8 protein-coding genes are annotated in these 14,403 nt (G+C 64.2%); 4 read left to right on the top strand and 4 right to left on the bottom strand.

Annotated elements, in window-relative coordinates; all coding sequences use genetic code 11:
* Positions 1-261 precede the first annotated feature (261 nt).
* From GQQ95_RS17245 to drmB, 3 genes are read left to right on the top strand one after another with little or no spacing between them, the layout of a single operon-like run.
* Positions 262-4,974, top strand: coding sequence for a DEAD/DEAH box helicase (locus tag GQQ95_RS17245; protein WP_157428841.1), 4,713 nt, complete (start codon positions 262-264; stop codon positions 4,972-4,974).
* Positions 4,971-8,276, top strand: a complete 3,306-nt coding sequence (locus GQQ95_RS17240; protein WP_157428840.1) for a helicase-related protein — start codon at positions 4,971-4,973, stop codon at positions 8,274-8,276. The genes GQQ95_RS17245 and GQQ95_RS17240 overlap by 4 nt, the downstream gene beginning before the upstream one ends.
* Positions 8,276-10,069, top strand: a complete 1,794-nt coding sequence (gene drmB, locus GQQ95_RS17235) for a DUF1998 domain-containing protein (protein ID WP_157428839.1) — start codon at positions 8,276-8,278, stop codon at positions 10,067-10,069. Before GQQ95_RS17240 ends, drmB begins: the two co-directional genes overlap by 1 nt.
* Here the strand turns inward: drmB and GQQ95_RS17230 are convergent.
* Complete coding sequence (locus tag GQQ95_RS17230; protein WP_246205750.1) at positions 10,041-10,508, bottom strand: very short patch repair endonuclease; 468 nt, start codon at positions 10,506-10,508, stop codon at positions 10,041-10,043. The two genes, drmB and GQQ95_RS17230, sit on opposite strands and share 29 nt — an antisense overlap.
* A 76-nt stretch (positions 10,509-10,584) precedes the next feature.
* On the opposite strand from GQQ95_RS17230, the gene GQQ95_RS17225 reads away from it, so the two are divergent.
* A complete protein-coding gene (locus GQQ95_RS17225; RefSeq protein ID WP_157428838.1) occupies positions 10,585-11,694 on the top strand; it encodes a DNA cytosine methyltransferase in 1,110 nt (369 codons plus the stop codon).
* Positions 11,695-11,723: 29 nt separating this feature from the next.
* On the opposite strand, the gene GQQ95_RS17220 is transcribed toward GQQ95_RS17225, so the two are convergent.
* From GQQ95_RS17220 to GQQ95_RS17210, 3 genes are all read right to left on the bottom strand, one after another.
* Positions 11,724-12,353, bottom strand: coding sequence for a DarT ssDNA thymidine ADP-ribosyltransferase family protein (locus GQQ95_RS17220; protein ID WP_170297112.1), 630 nt, complete (start codon positions 12,351-12,353; stop codon positions 11,724-11,726).
* A 305-nt stretch (positions 12,354-12,658) separates the two neighbouring features.
* The gene (locus tag GQQ95_RS17215) at positions 12,659-13,273 is read right to left on the bottom strand and encodes an MrcB family domain-containing protein (RefSeq protein WP_157428836.1); all 615 of its coding nucleotides are present in this window, start codon (positions 13,271-13,273) and stop codon (positions 12,659-12,661) included.
* A gap of 112 nt (positions 13,274-13,385) precedes the next feature.
* On the bottom strand, positions 13,386-14,330 hold the full coding sequence (locus tag GQQ95_RS17210) for a hypothetical protein (protein ID WP_157428835.1): 945 nt from the start codon (positions 14,328-14,330) through the stop codon (positions 13,386-13,388).
* Positions 14,331-14,403: the final 73 nt, after the last annotated feature.

Below are 14,403 nucleotides of genomic sequence, written 5' to 3'. Positions count from 1 at the left end.
CTCGATGGGCGCCCCTCGATGCTATCCGTCGGAGGCTCGACGGGCGGGGTTGAACAGGCCCGCGGCCCCTGGACGGGGGGTATCTGCAAACGCATTCCGAGTGGTTGCCTTGCAGGGAAACTCCGCTCCAACAGCCGCCGATCGGTTCCATGTCGGTGGGCATCCGTAACGTCTGTCGGCTGGTCATCCGACGGTTCGCGGGATGCTCGGCCCCGGGCTCAACCATCCGGGTCGGCCGGGCGCGAACCCTACGAAAGAGACATGATCATGGATTGGCAGACGGGCGACGACGCCCTCCAGGAATACGTCAAGGAACGCCAGGCGACGGCGCTGCGCAATTACGAGAACGACCCCGACCTCCTCGAAGAACACGTCGGGCAGGAGGACAGCTTCCGATCGGGTGGCTACGGCCAACGACAGATCAGCGAACTTCTGCAGAACGCGGTCGACGCGCTGACAAAATCCAAGACAAGCGGGATCATCGAATTCCGCATCGCGGACGGTGCACTGTACTGCGCTAATGAGGGGGTGCCGTTCACGGAAAAGGGCGTTCGATCCGTCTGCGCCGCATTCCTTAGCTCGAAGCGAGAGGAAGACCTCATCGGGCGATTCGGTCTCGGCTTCAAGTCGGTACTCGGCGTCTCAGACCACCCTCAGATCTACAGCCGAAGTGTCAGTATCGAGTTCAACGCTCCCGGCACCGAGGAACTGTTCGCAGGGATTCCCGTACCCAACGGACGGCTCCCCTTGATGCGTGTGCCGAGCCTCGCCGATGCACATGCAGCAGCGGCCGCCGATCCGCACCTCGCTGAGCTGATGACCTGGGCGACCACCGTCGTGAAACTCCCGCTCCGTCGCGATGGCGATCGCATCCGGTCGGAGTTGAGCACCTTTACGACTCAGTCGCTGCTTTTCATGAAGTGGGTCTCCGCGCTCAACGTCACCATGCAGGGAGCCGACCGTTCGCTCGCCACCTCGTCGCACCGACGCGAGGGGGATCTGGCTTCGGGTGAAGTCATTCTTCATTCGCCCGATTCCAAGCCGGCGACATGGCTCTACGCCGAGCGGGTGCATGAACCTTCAGAGGATGTGCTGGCCACCCTCCCCGCAACCATCGCACGTCAGAAGCTCACCGTGTCGTATGCCGTCCCGAAGGCCGGGCAGTCGAGCCTCGGTGAGGTTTGGGCATGGTTTCCGCTGCAAGACAAGACCACCGCACGTGGCATATTCAACGCACCCTGGCAGGTCAACGACGACCGCACGACGCTCATCAGATCTCCGCAGACCGGGCGGACCACACCACTGAACGAGTCGATGCTCGAGATCTGCGCAGGGCTCTTCCTCGAAGTTGTCGCACGAGCATCTACCAAAGCGGATCCGTCGGCTCACCTGGACCTGTTCCCTGCGCGTGGCAAGGAGTCGCGCGGCGTCGCCGACACCTACCTGACGAGTGCGATCCAAAAGGGTGCGCGTCAGCGCAAGCTCATTCCAGACGCCGACGGAAAGCTGCGCGACCGAAGTGAGTTCACCGGGGTTCCGATGCTCGACGCCCCCGTCATCCCGATCGCGACGGTCTCCAAGTGGCAGTCCGTGGTGCGGCGTCGCTCGATCCCTCACGCCAGTGCATTCACAAACGGCCACGAGCGCTTCTCACGCCTGCGATCACTTTTCCGTGACGAAGACAAGGTCTCCAGCCGGTGGGAACAGCCGGTGGCCGACTGGCTCGGCGAGGCTGCAGCGGTGCGCACTACGGCCGCCGTGTCCGCTGCGTGCGAGATCTACTTCGAGCTCAGGGCAGCGGGGTTCCCTCCGCACGATATCGACCACGCTCAGATCATCCCGACCTCCAGTGGTGGATTCGCGACACCGGGCCAGGCGAAGTCCGTGCTGATTCCCAGGGAGGGCCAACCCGTTCCGGATGGAATCACGCTCGTCGACATGGCGCTCCTCGACGAAAAGTCGGTCTCACTCCTCACACGCCTGGGCGTGGGCGAGATCTCCAAGGATCAGGTCGCCCGAGCCGTCGGATCGGGCGCGTCGAGAAGCTGGGGGGATGCCGACTGGCAGCGACTCTGGCAGACATTGTCGGCGGCGTCTCCCGCAACCGCGCAAGAGATTCTGACCGCGACTCGGGCCCGTGGATTGGAGGTTCTGGTCCAAGATTCCGGTGAGCAGTGGCGTCCGGCCGCAGAGATCCTGATCGACAGTCGGATCGTCGCCGACCTGCCGCACCGCACTGCCTCCGCTGAGATCTCCCGACGTCCGGATCTGCTTCGCGCGGCCGGTTGCGTGGAGGGACCTCAGACGGACTATCCAATCTGGCGAGAACCCGTGTACGAGGACTACCGTGGCTCCGCCACCAAGGCGATCGCGAACGCAGTTCGTGAATCCGGCCATACGGCGCGCGCTCTTGTGATCCCGGAGGATCCAGGAGTCGGGCCGCTACAGCTCCTGGTCGAACTCGATGGGAACAATGGAGCGCTTGCCCGATGGACAGAGCTCGTTCTCCGCGTGATGCCGTCGAAGACGCGGATGATCGGCGTGCCGCTCAACGGTACGGGCCAGGTGGGAGATGTGCCCGTTGCAAGCCCCGAATGGTGGGCCGTGGCCACTCACGGGCGGGTGGTGACCTCGAGGGGCATCGTCCGGGTGCCCACGGCGGTCGGGCGGACTCTCGCGGAGTACGGTGATTTTCTCCCGGTGCTCGGCGCAGAACTCGACTACATCGTCGATGCTCCCAAGCGTCTGCAATCTGTCGCCGACTCCGCGCTGAAACTGTTCCTCAACCGACAGCCGGGTGACGAGATCACGGATGAGAACGCTGCGCGAGTCACAGAGCTCCTCGCAGAGACCACGCGCCGAGAGCTCATCGGGCCCGATACCGAGATCCCCGCGGTGCTCTCCGGGAGGCTGACTCGGGCGCACACGATCGACGTCGTCATCACGTCGTCCAAGGAGGATGCCGACCTTCTTGACGAGCATGGAATTGCACACGTCCCGGCCGTGGACGATGCTTCCGAAGTCCTCATCGAGGCGTGGGGGCTGCGATCCAGCAGCGATGCGCTGGCTCGATCGCTCGAAGTGCGCGAAAGCGGCGGTGATCAACTCGTGACAGACCGCTATCCGACCTTGGCATCGCGTGTGTCAGTACCGATCGCGAGGATCATGTTGCGCCCGTGTAGCGCGATCATCCGACGGTCGGAAACGGCGAGTGGGGTGGTCGAGCGGCGCGAAATGAGCGCTCGTATCGACGACGTCGTCGCGGTCGACGATGCACTCGACGACATCGCGATCCTCCAGCACCTGTCGAGCCGGCTCGGACTCGGGCTGGCCCGAGGCGACATCGACAGTGTGCTCGCGGACGACGAGGCGCTTCGACAGAACGAGCTCGTTCAGCGGTGTCGTGCGGCAGCGCATGACCGAGACCGGCTCCTGCTGCTCTTCGGCACGAAGACGCTGAAAGCCGCCCTTCCACAGGGCCTGCTCGATGCGGTCGAAGAGAAGACTGGTAGCCAGACGCCAGACCAGATCGCTGAACTGTACTGGAAGGTACGTGGCTTCGACAGCCTCTGGCACCTTCGCGAGGAACTCCGGGCGCGCGGCTTGGCGGTCCCCAGCTCGTGGTCAGGCTCGCCGCAAGCGCAAGCCTTCGTTGCGCGACTCGGCTTCGCGACCGGATACGCCGGGACCAAGGAAATCAGACCGCCGGCACTCCATCAGGTGCATGGTCGTGTCGAGCTGAAACCACTACATGACTTCCAAGAGACGCTCGCCCGTGACATCCGCCTACATGTCCTCGATCCCGGAGCCGACGGACAAAGCCAGCGCGGGCTGCTCTATCTGCCCACCGGTGCGGGAAAGACGAGAGTCACCGTCGAAGCGATCGTCCGGATGTTCACGGACGATGAGCTCGCCGGCCCCGTCCTGTGGATCGCGCAATCGCAAGAGCTCTGCGAGCAGGCGGTACAGACTTGGACCGAGGTCTGGCGCGCCATCGGCGACGAACGCGTACTCGACATCAGCCGATTCTGGGGTGACTACGAGGTCGACGAATCCCGCGAAGAGCTCCAAGTCGTCATCGCGACCGACGACAAGATCTACGCGCGCATCGACAAGGATTCGCGGGCATACCCATGGCTCGCCGACGCAACCCTCGCGGTGATCGACGAAGCACACCGGGCGGGGACGCAGACATACACCGCGATCCTCCGATGGCTCGGCATCGTCGCCGGTCGTGGACAAGCCTCAGCCCGGACCGCCCGGCCTCTCCTCGGGCTCACCGCCACCCCCTACCGCGGACGCAACGCCGAACTCAATCGGCTCTTCGTCGAGCGTTTCGGCTCGAAACAGCTGAAAGCACTGGACCCTGACGACCCGATCGGCGAGCTTCGCCGAAAGGAAGTCCTCGCTGAGGTCGACCACAAAATCCTCGATGGATCGATCGTCCGTGCCACTGAGGCAGATCTGCTCGGCTTCCGGCAGATGAGGGACGTGACCAAGACGATGCTCGACCGAATCGGCCAGGACATGACGCGGACGAGCACCTTGGTGAACCATATTCGCAGCCTCGACCCCAAATGGCCCGTGCTTGCGTTTGCGGCGTCCGTCTCATCCGCGCACACCATCGCCGCACTCCTGACCCTGCAGGGAACCAGGGCCGCGGCCGTGGACGGTTCGATGCGACCCCAAGAACGCCGTCGCATCATCGAGGACTTCCGTTCTGGGCGCATCCAGGTCCTGGTCAACTGTGATCTCTTGACCCAGGGATTCGATGCGCCCGAGGTCCGCGCTCTCTACATCGCCCGGCCTACGTTCAGCCCGAATCGCTATCACCAGATGATCGGTCGAGGGCTCCGCGGTCCGAAGAACGGTGGTACGGAGCGCTGCTTGATCGTGAACGTCGCCGATACATTCGAAGAGTTCGGCGAGGATCTCGCTTTCACCGAATTCAACTACCTCTGGGAGACGCGATGACCACGACCGACGCTGTAGGGGCAGATGAACCTCAAGAAGCTCCCGACGGACGCGACCTCATCGTGGACGAGCTCCGGCGCGCCTGGCTCGGCCCACGGAACGGTGACGAGGAGTTGCTGCAGCGCAGCCCTGTATACGCCTATCTCGTGGGAGCGCTGTATCCCGTCGAATCCGGTGAGGTGAAGGCGCAGCCCGTCGTTCTTGACGAAGAGATCGATCCGGACTCCGAGATGCCCGAGCACGAACTTGGCGCCGATGCCTTCGACGATGGAGACGCGACGACCGAGGACGCCGACGAGGACCCGGGTCTGAACCTCGCCGGGGCCTTCGGCTGGGCGCCGCAGTCGATGGGCATGTCGTTCATTCATGACGGAGCGATCACGGTCACGATCGATGCCGGCGTCTACGCTCCCGAAGACGAGTCGACGCCGGCACGCTCAGCCGATCAGCTCGAGAGCCAGGACTCGCCTGACAATGTCGGCACCGACGCCGACCAGCATGAAGCCCCAGATGGCCCCCAGCACCGCCGCGAACTGTGGCGTCGCCGGCAGCTGTCGAGCTCATTCGAGATCCCTCGCACGGACGCCGGCAAGCTGTCCGCGTTCGACGACCGTGCCACGGTGGCCTGGCGCTCCCGCGTGGTCGGTGGTCTGCGGCTCACCACCATCGCCATCTCGAACGCCGCAACCGCGAACCCTGGCAAGGCGAAATCTTCCCCTGAAGACTGCCTCTTCCAGGTTCGCCTTCAGGTCGACGTCGCAGGCGGTGCACTCCACCCGTACCCCACGGGGAACCCCGTGAATGCCTCTGATGAAGACCTCGAACTCGAACTCCGCTATCGCGACAAGGCGACCTATGCGATCGGCCACGGTGTCGCCGTCGACTGGCAGGTCGGCACCGCACCCACGACGGCATGGACCGAATGCATCCCGACCGAAACCGTTCCGGCCGTTCGTGCTCGCGTCAGCTCGGATGCCGCACTCGAACTGAAATGGCTCGCGGACGAATCGCGAAGCGCGTCAGAGTTGGCGTCCGGCCTTCGCGGGTTCCTTGCCGGGTACGGGGAGTGGATCGTGGAGCAGCGTGCGAGCGCTGATGCAGCCCCTCAGCGCTTTGTCAAGACCGCCGGTGCGATCGCCTCTCGGGCTCAAGAGGCGCTCGATCGGATGTCGGCCGGCATCGACCTGCTCGAGACCGGCGGCAACACACTCACCGCATTCCGTTTGGCGAACGCCGCGATGCGTGAACAGATGCTCCAGCAAGGGCTCGTTCGCGCCGCTCCGGGACGAATCGGTGTCCCGTTGGCGAGCGTGGCCGACGACGCGAAAGAGCCGCGCTGGCATCCGTTCCAGCTCGGCTTCATCCTGCTCGCACTGGAGTCGACCGTCGACCCGTCGCATGAAGACCGGGAGCTCGTCGACCTCATCTGGTTCCCGACCGGTGGCGGTAAGACGGAGGCCTACCTCGGCCTCGCCGCGATCGAAATGATCCGCCGCAGGCTGGATCGCGGCGTCAGTGGCGGCGGCACCGCCGTGATCACTCGCTACACGATGCGGCTTTTGACTGCGCAGCAATTCCAACGCGCCGCCACGCTCATCTGCGCGCTCGAACTCATGCGCAAGCGTGATGCGCGCATGGCCGGGAGCCCGCCGTTCTCGATCGGGCTCTGGCTGGGCAATACGACTACGCCAGGGTCGTACGAACAAGCCGCCGACATCATGAATCGCATCTACAAGGAGCGGTCGCCCGGCAACCCGTTCCAGATCCGACAGTGCTCGTGGTGCGGCACGGATCTGATGCCGACTCATAAGTCCACCCACAAGGAGCTGTACGGCATCCGCGCCACCAAGTACTCCTTCGACGTCTTCTGTCCGCACAAGGACTGCCCGTTCCACGCCAAGCTGCCAGTACAGGTGGTCGACCAAGGCATCTTCGACGAGCCGCCGACGATGCTCGTCGCCACAGTCGACAAGTTCGCAAGGCTGGCGTGGATCGAAAACGGCCAATCGCTTTTCGGGCTGGGCGGCTCCCCGTTCGATCCGCCCTCGTTGGTGATCCAGGACGAACTCCACCTCATCGCCGGCCCGCTGGGCACCATCGTCGGCGTCTACGAGGCGGCCATCCGCGGTCTCATCGCGTGGACGGGCAAGCCGGCGAAGGTCGTCGCCTCGACCGCCACCACTCGCGCCGCGGGTGATCAGATCCGAGAACTGATGGCATCGAAGGTCGCCGTCTTCCCGCCGAGCGGGATGAACGCCGACGACAACTACTTCTCCAAGCCGGATCCGACACGGCCCGGACGCATGTACGTCGGCATCATGCCGCAGGCGCACACTCCGTCGTGGGCCATCGGCCAGCTGTCGTCCGAACTGCTCCAAGCGCCGATCGAAGTGGGGCTGACCGGCGCAGAACTCGACGCATACTGGACACTCGTCGTCTACCACAACAGCCTTCGCGAGCTCGGCCGGACGATGACCATCCTTCGCGACGATGTACGAAGCGTGCTCGAGCGATGGAGGTCGCAGAACCCTCAAAAAGAAATCCGCGAGCTCAGGCGGGACGGAATCGACGAGCTCAACGGCAACGTCTCGTCGGACGACCTGCTCAAGATCCTCGATCTGCTCTCGAAAGGTCCCGAGCAGAACGATGCGCTCGACGCACTCGCCACGACGAACATCATGTCCGTCGGCATCGACGTGAGCCGGCTCGGACTCATGCTCGTCAACGGACATCCGAAGTCGACATCCGAGTACATTCAGGCCACCAGCCGCGTCGGTCGCGGCAAGGTGCCCGGACTCGTCGTCACCATGTTCCGTTCCGGCAAACCAAGAGACCGGTCGGTGTTCGAGTCCTTCACGGCGTTCCACCGCGCGTATTACCGGTTCGTCGAGCCCGGGACCGTCACCCCGTGGTCGCTGCAGGCCCGACGCCGTGCTCTCAGATCTGCCCTCGTCATCCTCATGCGGCACGGAGGCGGACTCACAGCGAACGATCGGGCCTCGCGATTCGAGGCGGACTCGGCGTCCACAGAGAAGGCTGTGCGCCTTCTTTCCGATCATGTCGGCGTGGCAGACCAGCGCGAGGCCGCCGTGGTCCGCGACGAGCTGGACAAGGCCGTCGCCGACTGGGAGAACCGGATCGAAGCCGTCTCCCTCAACGGGAACATCCTGAAATTCCAATCCAGAACCCCGGAGGAGCGTTTGTTGAAGCAGTTCACGGATCCGGGAGCCGGCTGGGCCACGATGAACTCGATGAGATCCGTCGATCGAGTTGTCCGGGTCCGGGCGGACGGTGAGCGCTGATGGCCACCCAGAAGCCTGTCATTCGTTCCATCCGGCTCTCCGAAACCGTCTCGCCATTCGGGCCGGGTGCGCTGGTGGACATCCTCGGTGAATCTTTCATGGCTGTCACTGGCGATGAGTGGCCACCCACATCGATTCGCACCGCAGTTCCGTGCGACCGCCTGGCTGAGAAGCTCGGGGTCGACGAGTTCTGGGCCGCGCCGAGTTCGGGAACGCCGGACGCTCCGAAAACACCCGGGCTTGAATTCGCGCGGTTCCCCGCCTGGCTGTTCTGCCAGGAGTGTCGCCGCATGACGCAGTGGCGACGTTCCCTGGAAAAGGGCGCGGCACCAACGTGCCCGGAGTGTGAAGGGCGGATGGTGCCCATGCGATTCGTCGTGGTCTGCACGACGAAGAGTCACGCCGACGACGTGCCCTGGGTCGAATGGGTGCACCGCCCGAGCGACGGCGGGTGCCGGGTGCGGGACCGTCTCCGATTCAAGTCGGCCAAGGGTGGCGGTGAAGGCCTGAGCTCACTCGAAGTCTCGTGTGAGGCATGCAAGTCGAGCCGATCACTCGGCGATCTTCGCGGTGACATCCTGAGCCGCGAGGGCCTCCTCTGCCGCGGCCGCCAACCGTGGCAGTTCGAGGGTTCAGGGTGCGGCGGCAAGGTCGAGGTCCTGCAGCGAGGCGCGACGAGCCTGCACTTCGGCGACTCCGTCTCGGCGATCGATATTCCGGAGGTGGAAGGGAGGGCTGCGGAACTCGAAGAGCTCATCCGAAACCACCCGCTTTTCGGGGTGATCAAGACCAATCCGTCCGGCGCACTGCTCGACATACTCGTGGACGAGCTGGCGACAAACTCGTCGGCAAGTGCCGATGCCATTCGTGCCGGTGTGGCTGCTCTTGTCGGCTCAACACCGCCGTTGGCGCAAGCGAAGAGCTCGCTGTTGGCCGAGGAGTACGAGGCCTTCGTGGCCGCGGCGAAGGGGGCCGCACCCGCGCAGGACTTCGTCACGCGCACGTCTGCGATCGCGGACGGTTCGAGCAACGTCGCCGACCTCGTCGGATCTCTCCTGCCGGGGGTCGTGATCGTCGATCGTCTGCGTGAAGTGCGCGCCTCGACCGGGTTCAGGCGGTACACACCAGAGGCCGATCCTGTGCCGTCCGTGCCTCCGAAGCCCTATGAGAAGAAGTGGTTCCCTGCAGTCGAGGGATACGGCGAAGGTGTTTTCATCCGATTCGATGGAGCACACGTCGACGGCTGGGCCTCGGACACGCACGTTAACGCCCGGACAGCCCAGATCGCCGCGCATCAAGAGGGCTCGGTGCTGGGATCCCGGCTCCATGAAGCCTCGGCGCAATACATGCTGCTCCACTCGTTCGCACACGCGCTGATGCGCGAACTGGCGTTCCGGAGCGGATACTCCGCGCCATCACTGCGGGAGCGGATCTACTGCGAGGCCGCAGGCGACTATGCAGTATTCATTTACACGACGTCGACCGATGTCGAGGGCACGCTCGGAGGGCTCGCACGCCAAGGCGAGCAGCCGTATCTCGGGCAGGCCATCGTTCGAGCCTTGGAGCAGGTGGCCTGGTGCGCGAACGACCCGGTGTGCTCCGAGACCGAGGCTCAAAGCATCGACGGACTGAACCTGGCCGCGTGTCATGCGTGCATGCTCGCCCCGGAGACCTCGTGCGAGAGCTTCAACCTCCTTCTCGACCGGGCCCTCCTGGTCGGCACGGATCGGGCGCCCGGCTACTTCTCGAGCATCATCGCCGCGGTCACGGAGGCGATGATCGAACAGGGCTGATCGCACCCGACTCAGCGGTCACGCGATTCAGCTCGTTGACGATTTCGGCCACGACCTCGTCGGCTGGTCGGTGCTCCCAGAATCGGAGCACCGACCATCCCGCCTCCGTCAAGAGCCTGGTGGTCTCTGCATCACGGTCGACGTTCGCCGCCACCTTATGCGCCCAATACGCGGCGTTCGCCTTGGGGACTGTGTAATGGGTCGGACAACCGTGCCAGAAACATCCATCGAGGAAGATGGCGACCTTCTTCCGAGTGAAGACGATGTCCGCCGTTCTGCGCAGCGTCGCCACAGGTCGGTAGTTCACCCGGTACCGGTAGCCGAGCCTGAACAGGTCTTTGCGGATGCCGAGTTCCAATGAGGTGTCGCGCCCTTTGTTCGACTGCATCGACCGCCGAACGCCAGCCGTGCTCGCCCAAGAACTCTGGTCTGCATCCACGTGAGTACGCTACGCCGCCGTGATCCGCCGGCGAGCCGGCCGCTCGTGGTCGGTCGCTGCGGATACCATCGAATCCATGCCTCCCCGCCCCATTCGCGTCCTCGATCTCTTCGCCGGCGCGGGTGGCTTCACGCAGGGATTCCATGAAGCCGACCCCCGATTCGTCACGGTGCAGGCCGTCGAGATGGACGTCGCCGCGGCCGCCACATTTTCGCTCAACTTCTCGGATGCCGCGGTGTTCGCAGGTCCGATTCAGGATTGGCTTGCCGCGGGCGAACTCCCGACTGATATCGACGTCATCATCGGCGGGCCCCCGTGCCAGGGCTTCTCGACGCTGGGCAAACAAGACGTCGACGATGAACGCAACTTCCTTTGGGAGCAGTACGCCGAGACGATCCGCCGAGTGCGTCCGAAGATCTTCGTCGTCGAGAACGTCGCCGCGTTCGCGAAATCACCGCAGTTTCGCCAGTTCCAGACCACGCTCGCCGAAGACCCCGAATTCGCCGAATACGCGACTGAACATCGCATTCTCAATTCAGCGGATTACGGAGCACCGCAAGCAAGGAAGCGGGCGGTGATGATCGGGCATCGTCGTGAGATCCTGGCGCCCGCGTGGCCTGACGCGAGCCATGTCGGTCGCCCCCTCACGGTGGCTGATGCGTTCGACGGCGTTCCGCACGAGGCCAAGGCATTCGATGCGCTCGATGAACGGTCCATCCATTTCGCCGGCGTGAAGCTCAACGGTCCGTTTGCAGGGCAGGAGCTTCATGTAGGGCGAAAGTACACGCCCCTTTCCCTAGATCGCTTCGCCGCCATACCCGAGGGCGGGAACCGCTTCGATCTGCCCGACACGTTGAAGGCGCCCTGCTGGTTGTCGCATCGCAGCGGGTCTGGGGATGTCATGGGCCGTCTTCATTGGACCAAGCCCTCTGTCACGATCCGAACCGAGTTCTTCAAGCCGGAGAAGGGTCGCTACCTGCACCCGGTGGCGGACCGCGCGATCACCCACCACGAGGCGGCTCGGCTCCAGGGCTTTCCCGACGACTTCAAGTTCGTCGGCTCGCGCACGGCGATCGCGCGGCAGATCGGCAACGCCGTGCCCGTGCCCCTCGGGCGTGCCATCGCGGCATCGATCGCAGCAGCCCTCACTCAGGACCAGCTGGCGGGTACCCGTCTCGGCTGCTGACCGCATCCGCCTGGTCGTTCAATCACGACTCAGGCGAACCAGTGCGAACGGACCCTCACATCCGGCGCTTCCGGAAGACCTTCCATCAGCTTCCCCACCGCCCGTTGCATATCGAGCGACGGTGTGAGTACTCGTGTGATTCGCCGCAACGGAACAAGATCCTCGACGAGGAATTCGGCGTTCTGCGCCACGGGATGCTCGGCGAAACCACCGCCGGCCATATCCCGAGTCCGATCGATCAGAAAAGCCAGATCTTCAGACCGGCTTCTGAATTCGCCCGCCTCATCACCGGCGTCTCGCGCCTTGACGGCCCAGCGAGCCTGAGATCGTTCTGGAATGCCCTCGAGTCGTCGAGTGAGCTGCCAGAAGGTCGCCTCTAGCGCGACGAACCGCTCGGGGGACGGCAGCTCGTCCGGCGGCGCCAACCGTTCGTCGTGGGCTCCGGAACAAAGGGACCGCATGAAGGCAGGGCGATGACACAAGCTGAAGGGAACATGATCCGCAACGCTCTTGGCTGTGTCGGGCAGCGTCCGGCTCTCGCGCTGCTCCCGAGCGCGAGTAGAGCTGATGTCATTTACGATCTCCGGACCCGATCCGCGTGAAAGCAAGGTGCGTTCCATCACGATGCCGACGAAGTTGTCGATGGTCGTGAAGTGCACGAGCCGCAGTTCCTTGACGTGCTCGATCGCAGGCTGCCGACGGCGCCACCTTCTCGGGTCGAACGGCGTGCAGTCCGGGCATCCGATAGCGCCCCCACGTTCCGCCCGAGCGAACTCGACGCGGTTCCGCCGATATGGATGCTTGGAGTATGCGCCTCGCCCCGGACCGGGCTCCCGCCGATCGCAGTCGGGCCGCCCGTGAAAGTGCCGCTCTGTATCGGTTACCCAGACCTGCGCGGCCTGGAACTCGGCACAGAACAGACACGCGTCGACATCGATCCCGTGGCCACAACTCACGATTTCCATCACGATCGCGCGAAATACAGGAATGCCAGCGCACCGACGACGTCCCTCAGATCTCCCAGGAGCTCCTCAGTCGTCGGCATGGCCTCGACCCGGTACTCGTACGCCGCAACGATGCTCCGTTCGTAAGCAGCGGACACCTTGGACTTCGGTGCGCGAAGGGCGATGTCGGTGAGAAGTCGTTCATCATGCTGCATCCATTCACCGAGCTCCCCTCTCGCCCAGTCGACAGCCTCGCGAATCGCGCGCGCGTCGCGTGGGATGAGCGCGTCACCGTTCGCATGAGTCGAAGCATGCATCAAGGCGAGAACGACACTGGCCCCGTCGCCCGTGAAGAGGTAGACGGCATACCATCCGTCAGTTGCCGAATTGCTTTCACTCGGTGAAAAGAACCGCACCCAGGGGACCTGGCTCTTGCGACCGATGCCGTCCTTGCCCTGCACATCCATCGGGAACGGAGACCAACCGCCTTGGGCGACCGACAGCGCCCCGTTCCGGCGGAACAGCTCAGGGACGACGTCTCGGATCAATACCCCGCGCCGCTGCATGGCGGCCGTGGCCTGGTCGCTCCATCGGTGCTGCAACGCAAGAATCTCGATGAAATGTTCGCGGATCAAACTGGCATTCCTTCTCTCCTGGATCCAAGATCTCGACTCACATTGCCACCTTCAATCGAGCACATGCGGCACGGACGCCCCTTCCGCCCCAGAAATGGGGCCGCCGGGACACTTATCCGAGCGGGCGCAGCCGTCCAGACAAACTGACTTCTGCGACCTCGAGGGAGGGTGCTTCCGGCACGCGCTTCTCGGCGAGATAGGCCACGATCTCCTTCATCGCGTCGAGGTAGCTCGAATCGCGACCTCCGCGCTGCACGGCGATCACGGGCGTCACCGTGGTGAGATCCTCGAGCTCGAATTCGTCACCGTCGAGCAGCCCGAGACGGCGTCGCTGCTCGGCGAGCCGAGCGAGGATACGGCCCGCTTCAGCGTCCTCGGCCAGCCATCGGCGCACGAGGCGGGCGTAGACAAGGACCTGCAGGGGCGCCCAGACGATGCTCGCTTCGCGCTTCGGCTTCACTTCGATCGCCTGCAGGCGTCCGTCACGCACCGCGAGCACGTCGAGTCGCTGACCGAAGCTCGACGGGCGCGGCATCGTGACCGGGGCATCCGGAAGCAGGTTGAGCAGGTCGTACGAAACTTCGCTCATCACACGCTCCTGAACCGTGGCGTCGAGGAACTGCGGTGTGAACTCCCGATCGAGCACCTGGCGGCGTAGGGACGGGTCGCCGCGCCGCGACTGGAACGACGAGATGGCAGACTGCACCGCACCTTCCTTCGCAGCCGACGATGTCTTCGGAATCACGAGTTCGAGGTAGTCGTCGACCTCGTCGGCGACGTCCTTGTAGTCGTCCGCATCCATCCACTCGTCCCACGTCGAGTCGAATCCGAAACGCTGATAGCGACCATATTTGCTGTGGCCTGCCAGACGCAGCTGACCCGATCGCCAGTACACGGCGAGTACGCGCTGCAGGCCGACGTACAGCTGTACACGTTGAATGCCGGTGCGGATATCGCGACGGAACTGCAGGTCGACGGGATAGCGGGCTTCGCGTGCATATTCCGACAAGGACTGCAGCGGCCCATCGCAGAGCAAGTCGAGGAATTCGTCGTCCACGGTTCGGTCGTACCGGAACTCGAGGTTTCGCCCAGCGGTCTCAGCCGTGGGCCATCCGAACGGTTCGACGGAC

Origin of the sequence: Agromyces salentinus, from assembly GCF_009749395.1 — a bacterium.
In the GTDB taxonomy this organism is placed as follows: Bacteria; Actinomycetota; Actinomycetes; order Actinomycetales; family Microbacteriaceae; genus Agromyces; species Agromyces salentinus.
This window is presented reverse-complemented; position numbering and strand designations above follow the sequence as displayed.

Excerpts from the sequence above, each read along its gene's own strand:
- GQQ95_RS17245 (WP_157428841.1), top strand. The coding sequence starts at position 262 with ATGATCATGGATTGGCAGACGGGCGACGACGCCCTCCAGGAATACGTC.
- GQQ95_RS17240 (WP_157428840.1), top strand. The coding sequence starts at position 4,971 with ATGACCACGACCGACGCTGTAGGGGCAGATGAACCTCAAGAAGCTCCC.
- drmB (WP_157428839.1), top strand. The coding sequence starts at position 8,276 with ATGGCCACCCAGAAGCCTGTCATTCGTTCCATCCGGCTCTCCGAAACC.
- GQQ95_RS17225 (WP_157428838.1), top strand. The coding sequence starts at position 10,585 with ATGCCTCCCCGCCCCATTCGCGTCCTCGATCTCTTCGCCGGCGCGGGT.